Annotated in this window: 22 protein-coding genes and 1 other annotated feature; all 22 genes read right to left on the bottom strand. The window is 43.6% G+C overall.

Annotation, left to right across the window (positions count from 1 at the left end; translation table 11 throughout):
- Positions 1 to 58: 58 nt before the first annotated feature.
- Complete coding sequence (gene rpmA, locus KP77_RS01795) at positions 59 to 349, bottom strand: 50S ribosomal protein L27 (RefSeq protein WP_039810086.1); 291 nt, start codon at positions 347 to 349, stop codon at positions 59 to 61.
- A 13-nt stretch (positions 350 to 362) separates the two neighbouring features.
- Positions 363 to 695, bottom strand: a complete 333-nt coding sequence (locus KP77_RS01790) for a ribosomal-processing cysteine protease Prp (protein WP_041121018.1) — start codon at positions 693 to 695, stop codon at positions 363 to 365.
- 14 nt (positions 696 to 709) lie between these two features.
- Complete coding sequence (gene rplU, locus KP77_RS01785) at positions 710 to 1,018, bottom strand: 50S ribosomal protein L21 (protein WP_041121017.1); 309 nt, start codon at positions 1,016 to 1,018, stop codon at positions 710 to 712.
- A 16-nt stretch (positions 1,019 to 1,034) separates the two neighbouring features.
- Positions 1,035 to 1,110, bottom strand: a sequence feature (ribosomal protein L21 leader region).
- A gap of 66 nt (positions 1,111 to 1,176) precedes the next feature.
- Positions 1,177 to 2,556 (bottom strand): ribonuclease E/G, encoded by a 1,380-nt coding sequence (locus tag KP77_RS01780; protein ID WP_235420649.1) that lies wholly within the window; start codon positions 2,554 to 2,556, stop codon positions 1,177 to 1,179.
- A gap of 35 nt (positions 2,557 to 2,591) precedes the next feature.
- A complete protein-coding gene (locus tag KP77_RS01775) occupies positions 2,592 to 3,386 on the bottom strand; it encodes a site-2 protease family protein (RefSeq protein ID WP_041121015.1) in 795 nt (264 codons plus the stop codon).
- Positions 3,373 to 3,951, bottom strand: a complete 579-nt coding sequence (locus tag KP77_RS01770; protein WP_041121014.1) for a M23 family metallopeptidase — start codon at positions 3,949 to 3,951, stop codon at positions 3,373 to 3,375. Before KP77_RS01770 ends, KP77_RS01775 begins: the two co-directional genes overlap by 14 nt.
- Positions 3,952 to 4,026: 75 nt before the next feature.
- Entirely contained in the window at positions 4,027 to 4,827 is an 801-nt protein-coding gene (minD, locus tag KP77_RS01765; RefSeq protein ID WP_041121013.1) for a septum site-determining protein MinD, read from the bottom strand.
- Positions 4,828 to 4,829: 2 nt separating this feature from the next.
- Positions 4,830 to 5,501, bottom strand: coding sequence for a septum site-determining protein MinC (minC, locus tag KP77_RS01760; protein ID WP_084218547.1), 672 nt, complete (start codon positions 5,499 to 5,501; stop codon positions 4,830 to 4,832).
- A gap of 25 nt (positions 5,502 to 5,526) precedes the next feature.
- Positions 5,527 to 6,045, bottom strand: a complete 519-nt coding sequence (gene mreD, locus KP77_RS01755; RefSeq protein ID WP_052473903.1) for a rod shape-determining protein MreD — start codon at positions 6,043 to 6,045, stop codon at positions 5,527 to 5,529.
- On the bottom strand, positions 6,042 to 6,923 hold the full coding sequence (gene mreC / locus KP77_RS01750; protein WP_041121011.1) for a rod shape-determining protein MreC: 882 nt from the start codon (positions 6,921 to 6,923) through the stop codon (positions 6,042 to 6,044). The genes mreD and mreC overlap by 4 nt, the downstream gene beginning before the upstream one ends.
- Positions 6,924 to 6,955: 32 nt before the next feature.
- Positions 6,956 to 7,957, bottom strand: a complete 1,002-nt coding sequence (locus KP77_RS01745) for a rod shape-determining protein (protein ID WP_041121010.1) — start codon at positions 7,955 to 7,957, stop codon at positions 6,956 to 6,958.
- A gap of 96 nt (positions 7,958 to 8,053) precedes the next feature.
- Entirely contained in the window at positions 8,054 to 8,749 is a 696-nt protein-coding gene (radC, locus tag KP77_RS01740) for a RadC family protein (RefSeq protein ID WP_041121009.1), read from the bottom strand.
- 29 nt (positions 8,750 to 8,778) lie between these two features.
- A complete protein-coding gene (locus KP77_RS01735) occupies positions 8,779 to 9,333 on the bottom strand; it encodes a Maf family protein (protein ID WP_407637909.1) in 555 nt (184 codons plus the stop codon).
- A gap of 73 nt (positions 9,334 to 9,406) precedes the next feature.
- The gene (locus KP77_RS01730) at positions 9,407 to 10,075 is read right to left on the bottom strand and encodes a hypothetical protein (RefSeq protein ID WP_041121007.1); all 669 of its coding nucleotides are present in this window, start codon (positions 10,073 to 10,075) and stop codon (positions 9,407 to 9,409) included.
- A 319-nt stretch (positions 10,076 to 10,394) separates the two neighbouring features.
- Entirely contained in the window at positions 10,395 to 11,150 is a 756-nt protein-coding gene (locus KP77_RS01725; protein ID WP_041121006.1) for a prepilin peptidase, read from the bottom strand.
- Between the two features lie 15 nt (positions 11,151 to 11,165).
- The gene (locus KP77_RS01720) at positions 11,166 to 11,606 is read right to left on the bottom strand and encodes a type II secretion system protein (protein WP_052473902.1); all 441 of its coding nucleotides are present in this window, start codon (positions 11,604 to 11,606) and stop codon (positions 11,166 to 11,168) included.
- The gene (locus KP77_RS01715) at positions 11,603 to 12,397 is read right to left on the bottom strand and encodes a hypothetical protein (protein WP_041121005.1); all 795 of its coding nucleotides are present in this window, start codon (positions 12,395 to 12,397) and stop codon (positions 11,603 to 11,605) included. Before KP77_RS01715 ends, KP77_RS01720 begins: the two co-directional genes overlap by 4 nt.
- Complete coding sequence (locus tag KP77_RS17435) at positions 12,390 to 12,977, bottom strand: PilN domain-containing protein (protein ID WP_052473901.1); 588 nt, start codon at positions 12,975 to 12,977, stop codon at positions 12,390 to 12,392. Before KP77_RS17435 ends, KP77_RS01715 begins: the two co-directional genes overlap by 8 nt.
- Positions 12,974 to 13,888, bottom strand: coding sequence for a type IV pilus biogenesis protein PilM (gene pilM / locus KP77_RS01705; RefSeq protein ID WP_041121004.1), 915 nt, complete (start codon positions 13,886 to 13,888; stop codon positions 12,974 to 12,976). The genes KP77_RS17435 and pilM overlap by 4 nt, the downstream gene beginning before the upstream one ends.
- 126 nt (positions 13,889 to 14,014) lie before the next feature.
- A complete protein-coding gene (locus KP77_RS01700) occupies positions 14,015 to 14,509 on the bottom strand; it encodes a prepilin-type N-terminal cleavage/methylation domain-containing protein (RefSeq protein WP_041121003.1) in 495 nt (164 codons plus the stop codon).
- 93 nt (positions 14,510 to 14,602) lie between these two features.
- Positions 14,603 to 15,814: a type II secretion system F family protein gene (locus tag KP77_RS01695; RefSeq protein WP_041121002.1), complete on the bottom strand. Its 1,212-nt coding sequence runs from the start codon at positions 15,812 to 15,814 to the stop codon at positions 14,603 to 14,605.
- A 12-nt stretch (positions 15,815 to 15,826) separates the two neighbouring features.
- The gene (locus tag KP77_RS01690) at positions 15,827 to 16,852 is read right to left on the bottom strand and encodes a type IV pilus twitching motility protein PilT (RefSeq protein ID WP_041121001.1); all 1,026 of its coding nucleotides are present in this window, start codon (positions 16,850 to 16,852) and stop codon (positions 15,827 to 15,829) included.
- Between the last annotated feature and the right edge of the window lie 3 nt (positions 16,853 to 16,855).

The following is a 16,855-nucleotide window of genomic DNA, read 5'->3' as shown; positions in this document are numbered from 1 at the left end:
GCTTATGCTGAACATAAAAAGAAACTCTGGCTGTTTATAACCAGAGTTTCTTAAGAAATTAAGCTTCTTGTGCAGCTGGGTATACGCTGACCTTTTTCTTGTCACGGCCCATACGCTCAAAGCGTACAACGCCGTCAGCTTTTGCGAATAGAGTATCATCTCCACCGCGGCCTACGTTTTCTCCAGGATAAATCTTAGTTCCACGCTGACGGTAAAGGATTGATCCGCCTGTAACGAACTGGCCATCCGCACGCTTAGCGCCTAGACGCTTAGAGATTGAATCACGACCGTTCTTAGTTGAACCTACTCCCTTTTTCGAAGCGAAAAATTGAAGATCTAATCTTAGCATGGTTTTCCACCTCCTACTGTTTGAAGGTTATTTTAATGTATTGCCCGTATTCCTGTTCAATTGTCTGCAAAGAGACAATCATGCTTTCCATAATCAGTTGGGTACGGCTGCCTGCTTCACCTGCATCAGCGGGAAACTCAACTCTGAGATATCCGCCATCATCTCCCTGGTCAATAACAGGCTCTGTCTCAGTAAGAGAAAGAACTGCGTTTACTGCACCAAAGGAAACGGCTGATGCACCGGCACAGACTAAGTCTTTGCCATGCTCCGCATAATCAGCGTGCCCTTCCATCTGAAAAGCTCTTATCAAACCGTTCGGCTCTTGTTCGATGATAACCTGTATCATAAAATAGTAACCTATTAAGCGTTGATCTTGCCGATTACAACTTTAGTGTAAGGCTGACGGTGACCAAGCTTACGGTGTTGATTCTTCTTCGGCTTGTATTTGAATACAGTGATCTTTTTAGCGCGACCCTGTTTTTCAACTTTACCTGTAACTGTAGCGCCGTCAACTAGCGGGCTGCCTACCTTTACATTATCTCCGCCTACGAAAAGAACTTTGTCAAACGTAATTTCTTCGCCTGCTTCAGCGTTAAGCTTTTCGATGTAGACCTCCTGGCCTTCAACTACTTTCATCTGCTTTCCGCCTGTTTCAATAATTGCGTACATTCCAATGCACCTCCTCAATTTCACTCAGACTCGCCATATACCAGGTGGCCTTTTGGCGCTTAATGACCTGTTATGAGCGGTTGTAGCACGGGTGCTACAAACAGTAACATATGAATGTTATCACACAGAGATTATCAGTGTCAATGACATTCTTGATATTATCTGATTTGATAATAAGAATGCGGGTGCTCAATATCAATCAGTGTGACCGGAATCTTCAGCTCCTGTTCAATCCATTTGATAAATGATGGATCCTGCCTGATCAGTTCGTGAAGATCTTTTGTCAGACCGATTTCAGCACGCTGAAGACTTCTTCTTTTTTCAAGCAGTTCTTTTTCAAGTTCGAGCAGCCGGCTTTCAGGTGAGAGAACATGTCCTTTTCCTGCACATACCGGACATGGAACGGTATAAGCAGCTTCATAAGAGGCCTTCGTTTTCTTTCTCGTTAACTGGTAAAGTCCGAGTTCAGTAAAGCCTGCAGGATGAATATGCTTTGGATCAAGTTTTGCTTCCTGTCTGATCAACCGGTCAATATCAGCACGATCTGCCGGATTCTTCATATTAATAAAATCAATTAAAATGATGCCGTGTAAGTCTCTGATTCTCATTTGCCTGAGTGATTCAGCTGCTGCTTTCATATTAATGTCTTTTGCTGCAGCCTGGTGCTGTTTCGCACCTGCCTGCTTTGAAGAATTAACATCAATCACAGTGAGCGCCTCAAGTGAATCTATAACAATCTGACTTCCCCCGTCAAGCCACACATACTTTCTGGTCATAAGATGATGAATATCTTCTTTTATATAGGTTCTGAATAGATCCTCATCATCATGATGAAAAGTCACACTCGCGTTCATTTTTAAAGCTGACATAAAATTTTTAATGTCGGCTGACATGTCAGCTGTGTCTGTCACGATCTCATCAGGTACCTGATTGATGATGGCCTCTTTCACTTCTTCTATGAATGGTTCAGCACTTTTTAAAAGGTATTGACCTTTACGCTTGTGAAAGGACTGATTGAGCTGCTGAGAGGCTTGTTTGAGGTCACTCAATTCCTTTGAAAGGTCTGCATCACTTGCAGATGAAGCATCTGTTCTGATCAGCAGCCCCCCTTCGCTGCCTGCAGCACCCTCACCCCATTGCTGAAGTCTGCTTCTCTGTTGACTGCTTATTTTTTTGGAAAGCCTGAGCATCTTGGTGAACGGGAAATAGACCATATACTTACCTTGAAATTCAAGATCAGCAGTAAGTACAGGTCCCTTAGTCGCTTCTTCATCTTTTTTCACCTGTACAGGCATTCTCATTCCCTGATGAACGGACCCATATTGCTCCGGAATCGATTTTAGCGGCAGGTACCCTTTTGGACCATGATCGAACTGGACAAAAGCTGCCTGCAGTGATGGTTTGATACTGGCAATGGTTCCGCTGTAGATATTGCCTATTTTCGTTACTGCAAACGGTGGGTACAGTTCAATCCTGTCGATTCCCTGTTCAGTTAGGATTGCCCACTTTTTTTCACGTGTTTTATGACTGATAATCATTCGTTTCAATTGTGCACCTTCTTATTAATCCGCAGTTAGTCATGCGCGGAAAAGTATCGTTTTATTATCATATCATCACTGAGCGTTCCTATCACCTTTCCGTTTTCTGTGATGAGAAACTGCTGTTTTTTTCCTTTCACCATGCTATTGATCAGTGAATGGAGTGAATAAGAGGCGGGAACATACACGATTTTACTTTCTGTATGCTGCGCCTTCCATTTTTCAAGCAGGAACTGTTTGAACAGAAAATGGCGGGTTCTGTATAAGTGCCACGTACTAAAACCCGCATAGATCAGCAGCAGGAGCCACTGAAGCTGCAACTGCCAGACACTCGCTGCAATCAGTGTAAGCAGAGTAACTGTACTGAAGGCAATAAGTAAATCCAGGCTCTTTTTAAAAGGAAAAAACAGATGAATGAGACAGCTGAGTATTCTCCCGCCGTCAAGCGGCCAGACTGGAAGCAGGTTGAAAAATAGCAGCTGCAGATTGAGATGAATCAGCTCTTCTGTATAGGCAAATGGCAAATGGCTATATAAAAGAAAAATATGGACCAGCAGATGAAAAAACGGGCCGCTCAGCGCAACGACTGCTTCTTCGGTTACAGGCTTGTTCAATATCCCTTTTACTTCAAGGTGGCCCCCAAAAGGCAGCAGCGTCAGACTTTTCACCTGCCATCTGAAAAAAACTGCCGCTATTCCATGAGCAGCTTCATGGGCAAGAACCAGCATGAAAAGAATAAAGAATGAATGAAACTGTCCGGTTATAAAAGAAGCTGCCGCCATCATCCAGAAAAACGGATGGATGGATACCCTGCCTTTAATCAGCAGCATTCAGCTCACGGAAAAAAGCTGTCAAATTAAACGGCGTGTTCTCAGGCTTCAGCATAAAACGGTAGCTCTTCCCCGGCACATACCCGATCTGTTCACCTGCATTGACCAGATCAAATGTTTCCACCTGATCAGCGATGACTGACAGATAGACAGTCTTTTTGCGGTCAGGGTGCTGAAGTACGATCATATCCTCACCCTCAGTCTGACCGGCAAATAACACAATCCCGCTTCTCGGGGCAAAGATAGGTTCGCCTGCAACTGATAAAATAGCGGTTTCTGTACCTTCAAGTGCTTCCCGGGTAAAGTTGGCAGATACAGGTACGACGGTTTTGTCATCTGTCTTAATGCCGCTCGCAAATCCGAGCTGAGTACCAAATGCATCATAATGGGAGGCAAATTCAAACGATGTATGGATCGCCCGCTGCAGATCAACAAGTTGTTCAAGTGACCATAAATCATCTTCACTTGCGGTAAAGCAAACAATCACCAGACCCGCAAGAATTGATTTCACTAAGAGCTTTTCTGATAGCCGGCTGAAAGTACTCGGTTTCTTGAACAGGGTCATGCCTGTACACTCCCTCATTCAGTTTACTCATTCATTGTATGAAAAAAACCGGCAGCTCATGCGCTGCCGGCCATTTTACTTCTTGCCAAGAATTTTAAATATTTTCTTCATCAGTGAAGGTTTCTCATCTGATAGAGACATCAGTGGAATCGACTCACCAAGAATTCTTCTCGCAATGTTCCGGTAGGCAATAGAAGCCTTACTGTCCGGATTCATCGTAATCGGCTCACCTTTATTAGAGGCAGTAATGACCTGGTCATCATCAATGACAATGCCAAGAAGGTCAATTGAAAGATGAGTGGTAACTTCATCAATATCAAGCATATCTCCTGACTCCATCAGATGATTTCTGATGCGGTTAATGATCAATACAGGCGGCTCATCCGTTTCCTGCTCAAGCAGCCCGACAATTCTGTCTGCATCACGCACAGCAGAACGCTCGGGAGTCGTTACAACGATTGCACGGTCCGCCCCTGCAATTGCATTTTTATACCCCTGCTCGATTCCTGCCGGACAGTCAATCAATATGTAATCATAGTCCTGTTTCAGCTGTTCCACAAGCTCTTTCATCTGTTCAGGATTTACTGCTGACTTATCACTGGTCTGAGCAGCAGGGAGCAGATACAGCAGGCCTTCAAAACGCTTGTCTTTTACAAGTGCCTGATTCGGTTTACATCTGCCTTCTACTACATCCACAAGATCATAAATAATTCTGTTATCCAAACCGAGAATCACATCCAGGTTACGCAGGCCGATATCAGTATCGATTAAGCATACTTTTTTCCCCTGCATCGCGATTGCTGTACCTAGATTAGCGGTTGTCGTGGTCTTCCCGACTCCGCCTTTACCCGATGTAATGACAATTGCTTCGCCCACTGCTATCTTCCTCCTTCAATCTTCGTTATGCTTGGACGGATTCTTCTTAAAACCTGCAAGCGGTCAACAACAATCTGATTGCTGCTGTCTATGTAAGCACATTCCATTTCATGAGGGTCGTCATCATGATCCGGTGCACGATTCAGTTTTGAGGCAATACGAAGCTGCGCCGGCAGCATCTGAGAAGCTACAATGACTGCCTCTTCTTTGCCGTAACAGCCTGCATGCGCAATTCCCCTTAACGTGCCTAAAATATAAATGTTTCCTCCGGCCATAATCATGCCGCCGGGATTCACATCTCCAACAAGCAGAAAATCACCTTCAACTTCAATTACCTGACCCGATCTTACAATACCGGTCATTGAAGACATCTCTTTTTCTCTTATTCTCTGCTCAGCATCTTCAACTGTGATCACATTACTCGTTATTTCATCGACAAGAAGGCTCTTTTGCTGATGAACAATCTGTCTGACTTCTTCTTTTTGATCTTCAGTTAAAAAACGGTTTCCCGCTTCAATTCGTGCCTTTACCGCCTGGCCGTCAGCAGGAGCCTTATACTGAACTGAAAGTTTTTCAATCAGCTCTTCTTTCAGCTCCTGATAACCGCACTGGTCATTCAGTTTAAGAATGAAGCCGTCTTTTGTTCCTTTAATCATTACGTTTTGTGCACCCATGTGTTTCACCCCAAACCTCTGCGTATTAATCCTCCAGCTGTCTGAATCTGACTGCTGACATCCATTGCTTGAAAGGATAGGCAGCGATCAGAATAAAAGCAGCATTAAATAATAAAGTTGAATACAGTCTATGGTTTAAAAATGCCTGTACATTCATATCTGCAATGCCAATCAGGAGATAAAACTGGTAAACAATCCACTCCAGCAGCGCAATCATAATCAGTGTCACCAGACCGTTGATGACGATATTCTGGTAGATCAGCCTGAATATTAATGCTGAAATATAAATTAACAGCGGAAACAAAAACATATAAATCCCCAAAACACCTGTAAAGAAAACATCATACATTAAGCCGAATACAAAAGCGTATATATAGGAGGTATTCCGATTGTAGTAAAAACTTAAAAACAACAGAAATACCACCAGAAAGTGCGGAACCAGCAGCCGTGTATCACCTGCTGCCTCTATGGGTGAAAATGTGGCAAAAATACTTTCACTGTAAAAGATGACGATGCCGATTAAAGGAAGTACAAATCGGATCATTCTTCATCCTCCTCAGCTTCCGCTTCAATCTCATCAGCTCCGACAGCGGCTCTTTCAAGTACCATTACATGTTCAATATCATATAGGTTCGCAGCCGGATCTACATACGCCGTCTGGGTCAACCCATATTCGTCTGAAGATACTTCAGTCACTTCCCCGATTAACAGACCCTTAGGAAAAACGCCGCCAAGTCCTGATGTAATCACTTTTGACCCGACTTCAATCGGAACATCAAACGGGATTTTCTTCACCATCAATTCTCCACGCTCTGTATCAAAACCTTCTACAAGCCCATAAATATTCTCTTCTTCTGCCTGGAAAAGTGCTGAGACTCTGTTAACAGAATTTCTGGCACTCAGCAATTCAACAGTTGAAGTGAATTGGCCAGTATCTTTTACTCTGCCAATCATTCCACCTGCAGTCTGAACCGCCATATCTGCTTCAATACCGTTAACCTGACCCTTATCAATGATAATTGTATCCTGCCACTGCTCAGGGTTACGGGCAATAACAGTAGCATTCGTTGTACTGTAGTCGCGGATATCCCCTTCAACATTCGTCTGTTCTCTTAAGGCTTCATTATCTCTAGTCAGATCAGTCACCTGTGTCTGCAGCAGTGCCAATTCTTCAAGTCTGGTCTTCAGCTTTTTATTTTCATTGTACGTATTCAAAAGATCCTGCACACTGTCAAACCCGCCCTGCACAAAACTCGCAGGCTTTGAAGCTATGTTTTGTCCAAAACCGACAATATCTTTAATAAACTGTTCTGGAAGAGAAATATTATCTCTTTCCCTCAGTGAAAAACCAATTAATGCAACAAGCAGTATAATACTGACGAGCAGCACAATCAGCCTTTTATTCCTAAAAAATGAAGGCATTTTCTGCACACTCCAATTACCTGTTTTCCCGGTTATTTCTGTTTCTTAAAGTAATCAATATTATCTAACGCTTTTCCTGTACCAATGGCTACACAGTCAAGCGGTTCTTCTGCAATATGAACCGGCATAGAAGTTTCAGCTGTCATCAGTTGATCAAGTCCCTGAAGAAGCGCACCTCCGCCTGTTAAAACGATCCCACGGTCCATAATATCTGCTGACAGTTCCGGCGGGGTATGTTCAAGCGTACTCTTTACTGATTCAATAATGTTAGCCACTGTATCAGCAAGTGCAATCTGAATTTCACGCTGCGTGATTTCAATCGTTTTTGGCAGACCCGTTAACAGATCACGTCCTCTGATCTCCATTGTTACATCCGTATCAGCTGCAACTGCTGACCCGATTTCCATCTTGACTGCTTCAGCAGTACGTTCACCAATCATCAGGTTGTATTGTTTTCTGATATACGAAACGATTGCATCATCCATTTCATCGCCGGCCACGCGGATCGACTGGCTTGTGACAATGCCTCCAAGTGAGATGACAGCAACTTCAGTTGTACCTCCACCAATATCTACGACCATACTGCCTGTAGGTTCCCAAACCGGAAGACCTGCACCTATCGCTGCTGCAAACGGCTCTTCAATCGGAAACGCATCTTTAGCGCCTGCCTGTCTTGCTGCATCAATAACTGCGCGTCTTTCAACTGACGTAATCCCTGATGGCACACAAACCATAACATAAGGCTTTCTTGAAAATGAACCTGTCTTCAGTGCCTGATTCATATAGTACTTCATCATTGTTGACGTTGTTTCAAAGTCAGCAATCACACCATCTTTCATCGGACGGAGCGCTACAATGTTTCCAGGCGTTCTGCCGATCATATTTCTTGCTTCATTACCGACTGCCACAATGTCTTTCGTATCCTGTCTTAGCGCTACAACAGAAGGCTCTCTTACAACGATCCCCTTCCCTTTTATGTAAACAAGTGTGTTAGCAGTTCCCAAATCAATTCCTATATCTTTCGTTCCAAACATGGAGTATCTCCCTTTCTCATTCCACTAATAACCTTTTTCAGGCCGGTCAAAAACCATAGCTTTAATTATAGCTTACACGCGTCTGTTTTAACAACGTTACATATACCCTTTTTCCTTCAAACTTACATACTTCTTCTCACCAATGATTAAATGATCGAGCACTTCGATCCCGATCATCTTCCCGCACTCTACTAATCTTCTTGTCACATCAATGTCTTCTTTTGAAGGCGCAGGATCACCGCTCGGATGATTGTGAGCGCAGATAATTGAAGCGGCAGAACGCTTAAAAGCTTCCTTAAAAACCTCTCTGGGGTGCACGATTGAAGAGTTTAATGACCCGATAAAAATGGTCTGCTGGTGGATAATCTGATTTTTAGTGTTGAGGTAAAGTGCGACGAAATGCTCCTGTGTAAGAAAACGGAGTTCATCCATTAAAAAAGATGCTCCGTCTTCCGGTGAACGAATTGTGAACCTGTCTTCAAAAGTAATATTCGCTATCCGGCGCCCGACTTCCACAGCGGCGAGTACCTGAACTGCTTTGGCATCCCCGATCCCCTTGATGGAGGTCAGTTCATCATAAGATGCTTCTTTTAAAGATCTCAGCCCGTTAAATTCCTGGAGCAATTTGTTCGCGAGGTTAATGACAGATTCATCTCTTGAACCTGTGCGCAGTAAAATAGCAATCAATTCCTGATTGGATAGACTCTGAGGGCCCTGCTTAATAAACCTTTCCCTCGGCCTGTCCTCATCTAGGTAATCTCTGATCATCAGTGTTTTTTGCGGAATCAGCATCGTTTTCCTCCTTATAAGTCGAAAAACAGCTAAGTCAGCAGGGCAAGTTCTTTATTTAATCGGGATAACGGCAGGCCGACTACAGCATAATAATCGCCGGTAATGCTTTTAACAAAAAGCGCCCCGCCTGACTGGATACCGTAAGCCCCCGCTTTATCAAACGGGTCAGTGGTCTCGATATAGTCGCTGATCTCTTTTTCTGAAAGCTCCCAGAACGTCACATCTGTTCTTTCAGTAAAAGAGGTTTTTACACCGTTTTTAATCAGCACGACCCCTGTATAAACCGTATGGGTCTTCCCGGACAAACGGCTGAGCATGTCCCGTGCTTCCTCAGCTGATTTCGGTTTTCCTAATATCTGTTCATAAAACACAATTGTATCGCTGCCGATCACAATTGAGTCAGGGAACTCTTTCGCAACTTCTGCCGCTTTCCCTTCAGCAATTTTTAAGACGGCCGTTTCGGGATTCTGATCAGTAATAGTGGATTCATCAAATGTGGAAGGATAGACAGTGAAAGGGTATGGAAGCATGTTCATCAGTTCTTTTCGACGCGGAGATTGTGAAGCCAGAATAATTGTCATGATTTACACCTCAGTAAAATGATAATAGGGAGACGGTTACAGTATAACATATCTTCCCTATTATCAATGAGGTTTGTCAGGTGGAGGGCGAGTTATTTTTTATCTGCATAATCAATACAAGACTTTCTAAAAAAGCTGTGTCCTTGTCAGATTCAATGATTTCCTGATAAAAACCTTTCAGCGACTCATTTCCAGGCTCAGCTTCCGGCAGGTGAAAGTCAGATCCGGGCTCATTGAGTTTTGTTTCAATTGATGTGAGTAGAGCCTTGAACCATTGCTGATCTTTTTCGCTTAAAGTGATTTCAACCGGCTCAGTTGAAACTGATTTGACGTATACATCAACCTGTGCGGATCCTCCCTGCTCATTTGCTGCTGCTTCAGACGCTGCAGCCCCAATCCACAGCTGATTCATTTCATTTTGAGTCACCAGCACGTGCGGAGTGCCTGCGGGAAGATTTGAAATAAAGCTGTCAGCCGCTTCCTTTGTACTGAATGCCCCTGCCTGCTGCACCCAGAAAGTCATCGGCTCGATCGTAAAAGAGCTTGTCTCTTCAGCCGGTTCAGCGAGCAGCGGCTGAGTGGGTTTTTCGATAAATAAGTTCAGGATGAACCCGAACAGGATTGCACAGATCACGCCTGATAACACAGGAAGCAAAATCAGCCTTCCTGGATGTTTCTGATCGTGTTTAAGGGGAAACTGAATGATTCTTCCATCTTTATTTTTCGTCGCCGTCTCCTGTTTCATGTCAGCAGCTCCTTCTATCTGTTGGATAGTTTGAGACTAGCATGAGACAGAAAAAAAAGAACAAGACATTTGTCGTCCTGTTCACGGGATATTCTGACATTTTTATTAGAGTTGTTTCTGTGTAAGGTGGCTGGTGATTTCCGCTGCAGGGGGAACGCTTTCCGCATGAGCCGGTTTTTGGCTCCGGTTCAATCGGCCCTCCTCGACGCTTTGCGTCTGTGGGATCTCACCTGTCCGACTTCTCCTGCTGGAGTCGTCCCCCTTCCGCTGCAATCACCAACTGCGCTAAAACAACATTGGTCTTCTTATAGCCTTAAAGTTAAAAAAACATGTTCAGATAAGCATTGACCAGTTGCTCACCCCAGAAGTAGGCAATCAGGGCGCCGGCTGCGATTGAGGGACCGAATGGGATCGGTTCTTTTCTGGATTTCTTTTTAACATAAATTGCAATGAGACCTGCTGCAGTTCCGATAAAGGTGGCGATAAAAAAGGAGAGTAGCGTCAGCTTCACACCAAGTACGAGTCCGATGACTGCATAAAGCTTAATATCCCCTCCACCCATTCCGCCTCTTGATACGATGGCAATTAAAAGAAGCAGCATAAAACCCGCAGCTGCGCCAATTATTGCATCCCACCAGGGGTTAAGCGGAACAAAAATGCGTGATGGGATCAGGACCGCTCCAAAAAACAGTAAAATCCTGTCCGGTATAATCATATATTCAATATCTGACACAGTAATAATGATTAATAGCGAAACAAAGATCAGGCTGACGATTAATTCGCCTGAAAAACCGAATAGGTAAAAACTTAATCCGAACAACAGTCCCGTTGCTGCTTCAATGACCGGATAGACAGCAGGGATTTTCAGACCGCAGCTTTTACATTTCCCTCTCAATAGAAAATATGAAAAAACAGGAATCAGTTCATGCCACTTCAACCTGTGTCCACATTTCGGACAGGCAGACCCTGGAGAGACGATTGACTTTTTTTCAGGAACCCGCAGCCCCACCACATTATAAAAGGAGCCGAAAATAGAGCCGTATAACACAAATAACCCGGTGACAAACATGGACATGAAAATTGACTCCTTTTAATATGGCGTAATGCTATCCCTTGATAACTGACCAAAGGATGACGGTTCTTCTGTATCATCAGTACCGCAGATTTTGTAGTTTTCAGCGTATAAACAGACTGCTACCGGCTCTATTCCGGAAAACACAATATAACTCAGGTTCTCTTCAGAGAGCATACTTCCGGTAAAAGGATCCTGCATTTTTTCAACTAGACCTTCATCAACAAGCTCCTGATACGTCACCTGATCAACAGGCGACTCATCTATACGGTGATAAAGGGCGTATTTTCTTGCAGCTTCCTTCATCGTATAGGCACTCGCAATAAATGCATCCTGCTTTGCTTTTGAAATCGTGGTCTGCATCATCAGCACGCCGATCGATAGAAGTATTCCAAGAATAACCAGTACAGCAAGCAGCTCAATCATTGTAAATCCGCGCTCACCTCTTACCCGTTTCACTCTTCATCTTCCCCGTCGAGATCAGGAAATTGAGAAAGCGGATTATTTTTATCCGCTGGCGGCGGTGCACTGATCAGCGGCAATTCACTGATGAGTTCTTCTAATTCAGGATAATAAAATGCTGCGACAGACAGTGTATAGATGAGCGGTTCTGATAAATCATTCACTGAGATCTGTTCACTGTCATCTGAAAAGCTGATCTGTTCGACTTCCATAATCCGGTTTGATTCTTCTAATACGTCTAAGAACTGCTGCATTTCAAAGTAACTGTCTGATGTGACTGATAAATTCATCAGTACTTTATAAAGACCAGACGGGGCCTGGATATCTGCAGGGGCCGGGTCAGTTTCAACGACAACTTCTTCAGTTCCTGCGTTCACTGCGGCATCATCTTCTGAAGGTGTGTCAAGCGGATTCTCCATCTGGTCCGGTGCTTCCTCAACTTCATTTAATGAAGTCACTTCAGCTTCCGTAATGGCGACAGACCCGATCATGCTTCCCGATACAAGCTCTGCTTTTTCAAGCTCAAGAATCAGCTGGTCCACAAGCGGCTTAACCGGAATCTGTTTTTGAAGCTCTGCACTCGTTTCCAGCGAAACATCCGGCTGGTCATTTCTGCTGAGCAGCATGGCTTCAATCAGCTGTTCTTCAGTTTCGAGCTGCTGCGCTTTCAGTTCCACTTCAGCATTCAGGGGATAAATGAGTGAAAAATAGAGCAGTACAGGCAGCATGACAGCCGCCACACCTAAAGCAATCGTCACGATCGATGTACGGTTTAACCTGTTATTCAACCTCATTCTCCTCTCTTACTAACTGCTGATTCAGCATAATGGTATATTGTGCAATATATCTCGGCAACAGATTCTCTGAAGCTGCTTCAAGCGCATCCACTTCTTCAGCTACAATACTTTGCAGTGAAGCTTCCGTCACTTTTTCTGACTGCTCTAGCTGGTGCAGATAAAAGGCGGCCTCCCTGCTCGTATCAAACTGCACAGTGAGCGTAATCAGACCTGTATCTGTGTACTGAAAAGATTCAAAAAACCCTCTCTCAGGCAGCAGCTCTGTAAAATGGTTCAGCACTTCAACAGTCGGTATTGGATACTGTTCCATAAACGCGATCGCTGACTCCAGACGGTCTATATCCCCTGCAGACTGATTATTCATAGTCTGCTGTTCAAGCAGCAGCTTTTCCTGTTCAGCCTGCTCAAGCTGTGAGTCAATGCGCGCCAGCTCTTCATTTTTTGACCATTGAATGATAAAAATAGAAGCTGTAAGCAATAAGAACGCTGTGACAATAGGCAGAATAAATAATTTACAGAAACGCTGCTTTTTTTGTTTTTTCGGCAGTAAGTTAATTGAAATCTGATTCATCGCAGTCCCTCTTTTAACGCAAGTCCTATTGCCACTTCAAAGCCTTCAATACCTGTATCAATTACATGTTCAAACTCTCTCGTCTTAACCGGCTGTTCAATTTTCACTGACAGAACATCTGAAAGTCCCTCATTGAATGTTTCGATTCGCGGATGATCACCGCTTAGATACACTTTGCCGATCTCACCGTCATCCTGCAAAACAGAATAACGATAAAACCGCATAATCTTTTCGATTTCGCTGTACAGTTCCTCAAATTCGATTTCCTCAAGTGCGATCGGTCTCATGAATAATGGAAACCCTTCGTGAAAAACAGAAATCGTCAGCTGTTTCGGTTCCATATGTATAAACATTAAATGGTCTGTTTCATCAAGGTTACCGGTATAACTGTAATATCTATAAAGTGCAAGCGGCGTGATATCAGCAGTTAACGGCTCAAGATGCACTTTTTCAAGCAAATCCCTGTAGTCGCTGACGATATCAACCGGTGAAGCAAAAAAAACAATCTGCCTCGCATCATCGCCAGGCAATTTTACAAAATCAAATACAGGATCCTCAAACGGAATCTGAATCCTGCTGCCGAGCTCCATATATAAATAACCGTGAATTTCCTGATCGGAAAGTGCCTCTTTTAATTCTACCTGTCTGACAATTACATATGGATCAGGCACGGTAAACTGAACTTTTTTACGTTTGATCTTCCAGTCACGTACACACTGCTCCAGTATCGCTTCAAGCGTCTCCGGATCCTCAATCCTGCCCCGCTCAATGATACCTTCAGGCAGTTCATAGTATTGAACCTGTCTGATATCAAGCGGCTCAAGTGATTTCAACTCCACCATGCGGATCGCTTCTTCTGAAAATACAATATGTATGATTTGATTCGAACGGCTTAATAAAGACTGTATCATTCAACTAATCCTTTCCTGGCTGAGTTCAGCAATCAATGAGTATTGGCCTATGCTGAAATAGGATAATCCTATTATAACGTATTCAGAACTTTTGAATAGTAAAAAAACAAGCCCGGGGGCTTGTTTTTAGTTATCTTCTACTGCATCACGATTTAAATTGCCTTCAGTTACAACTCCACCAGTGCTCGTGGCAACCGATCTTTCTGATCCTTCTAAATAAACACTATACTCTATTTGATTCCCTGTTGAAGATCTAGTTGCTTGAACATATGACCCAGAAGTCGGAGCAGCTACAGTACCTGGGTCGTAATCCCCGCCATCAGGATCTTCAAGCGTTTCAATATAACCTTCACTTTCAAGTGTTATTAAAGGAATATTCACAGTTGCATTTGTCCCTGTTGTCGGAAGAAGAGAATCATCTCCTGCTAAGGCTATCTTCGCCGAACTAATCATCTGCTGCGCATTCGCAACATGGGCATCCTTACGCGTATTATCAATAATCCCACCAATCGCAGGAATCGCAATAGCAGCGATAATTCCCAGGATCACAACGACTGCGAGCAATTCGATCAGTGTAAGACCGCGCTCATTTTTTACGATAGACTTTAATTTTCTGAACATGTTTGTACCCCCAATTTAAATTAAGATGATTTCTATCTTTTATACTACTACATATCTGTATGAAAAATACAGTATAAAATAACTAAAATGTGTTTAATATTGTTGAACATCATTAAATATTTCAAACATAGGGACCATGATTGCAGTTACGATCGTTCCAACAATCGCTGCTAAGAAAACAATCATCAGTGGTTCTATCAATGATTTCAGCTGTTCAGTTGCGTGGTCAACTTCTTTTTCATAGAAGTCAGCTACTTTTCCAAGCATAGAGTCCAATGAACCAGTTTGTTCACCAATCTGAATCATTTGCGAGATCAGGGGAGGAAAGGCCCAGTGGTTTTTCATTGGTTCAGTCAGTGAGTTTCCCCGCTCTAAGGATTCTCTGGATTCCCTGATTACTTTTGCAATGACTTCGTTTTCAACAATTGTTTCTGAAATTGCCATTGCCTGTAGGATCGGCACTGAACTAGAAAAAAGTGAACTTAACGTTCTCGTCATTCTGGCGAGTATTGCTTTTTGGATCATTTTCCCAAACAAAGGTATCTTCAGCACAAAATAATCGAACTGATATTTTGTTTTCGGATGCTTTTTCAGTGCGATTATCCCAGCAAATACTGCAGCAAGCATCAGAATCACGATGTACCACCAATCCACCATAAAGTCACTGGCATTCAGGACAAATTGTGTGATCAGCGGCAGTTCTCCTCCAAAATCAGCAAACATATTCACAAAAGTCGGAACAACCGATGTTAAAAGAAATACGACTACACCAAAAGCAACGATTGCAACGACTATTGGATATGACAATGCAGACCTTATTTTCTGTCGTGTGCTATACTGCTTCTCGTAATGGTCCCCAAGCCGCTCTAGCGTCTCATCCAGATTTCCTGTTGCTTCACCGGATCTCAGCATATTGATAAAAAACGGCTCGAAAATGCGGTTGAACTTGGCAAGTGATTCTGACAGTGTATTCCCTTCACGCAGTTCCGCCTCAACGGACATCAGTGCTTTTCGCAGCGCTTTACTTTCAGTCTGCTTGGCAAGTACAGCTGTTGAGTCGACAACCGTTACGCCGGCTTTCAGCAGTGTTGAAAACTGGCGTACAAAAATAACCAGATGCTGAAGCTTAACAGGATTACCGATTGTGATATCTTTTGTTAACAAGGTCTCCTGCTGCTCTACGATATCTGTAACGCGGATACCGTCAGAGGCAAGCTGCTGGATCGCTTCTTTTCTCGTCACTGCAGAGATGATTCCTTTTTTTAATCCACTTTTCGTTCTGCCCTCATATTTATACCGTGCCATGACAGACTCTCCTTACATATAAGGCTTCGCTGTTTCCTGCGAAATCATATTTTTATCGTACAGTTCCCTTACTGCTGACTGGATGAGCTGCATTCCCTGGGCCATGGATGTCTGGATCACTGATGGCAGCTGGTGAACTTTTTCTGTCCTGATCAGATTTGCAACAGCCGGATTATTAGTCATAATCTCTACAGCTGCAACGCGGCCCTTTTTATCTTTTAAAGGAAGGAGCCGCTGTGAGATCACACCTTTTAAGACACTTGCAAGCTGCAGTCTGATCTGCGGCTGCTGTTCAGGCGGGAATACATCGATAATCCGCTCAACAGTTGATGCAGCACTGGATGTATGAAGCGTTGCAAAGACAAGGTGTCCGGTTTCAGCAGCTGTGATAGCAGTCTGAATGGTTTCAAGGTCTCTCATTTCACCAACCAGAATAATATCCGGGTCCTGTCTGAGCGCACTTCTGAGTCCGTTGGCAAATGTTTTTGTATCATAGCCGACTTCCCGCTGGTCAACGATGCAGCCATCATGACTGTGCAGATATTCAATCGGGTCCTCAAGCGTGATAATATGTTTTTTCTCTGTCTGATTAATATGTTGAATCATCGACGCGAGTGTTGTTGACTTCCCACTTCCCGTTGGCCCCGTTACAAGGACCAGTCCCTGGTGATAGTGGGAAATTTCTTCGAGCACAGGCGGAAGCTGAAGGCTTTTCAAAGATGGAATAGATGTTGGAATCACTCTGATCGCAAGTGACATACAGTTCCGCTGATGATACACATTCACACGAAATCTTGATACCCCAGGCAGTCCATAAGAAAAATCAAGTTCACCTTTCTCTCTTAAATGGTCCCATTTTCCTTCAGGAATAATCGCTTCTGCCATTTTCTCAGTATGATTCATTTTGAGCTTATCTTTCCCAAGCCTTTTCAGACTGCCGTCAATTCTAAGTACCGGCGGCGATCCGACTGACAGGTGCATGTCAGACGCGCCAAGTTCAAATGCGGTTTTCAGTAAATAGTGTATTTCCTCTTTCATGTG

Origin of the sequence: Jeotgalibacillus alimentarius (genome assembly GCF_000829445.1) — a bacterium.
GTDB lineage: Bacteria > Bacillota > Bacilli > Bacillales > Jeotgalibacillaceae > Jeotgalibacillus > Jeotgalibacillus alimentarius.
The sequence above is the reverse complement of the archived record's forward strand: the minus strand, read 5'-3'. Positions and strand labels throughout refer to the sequence as shown.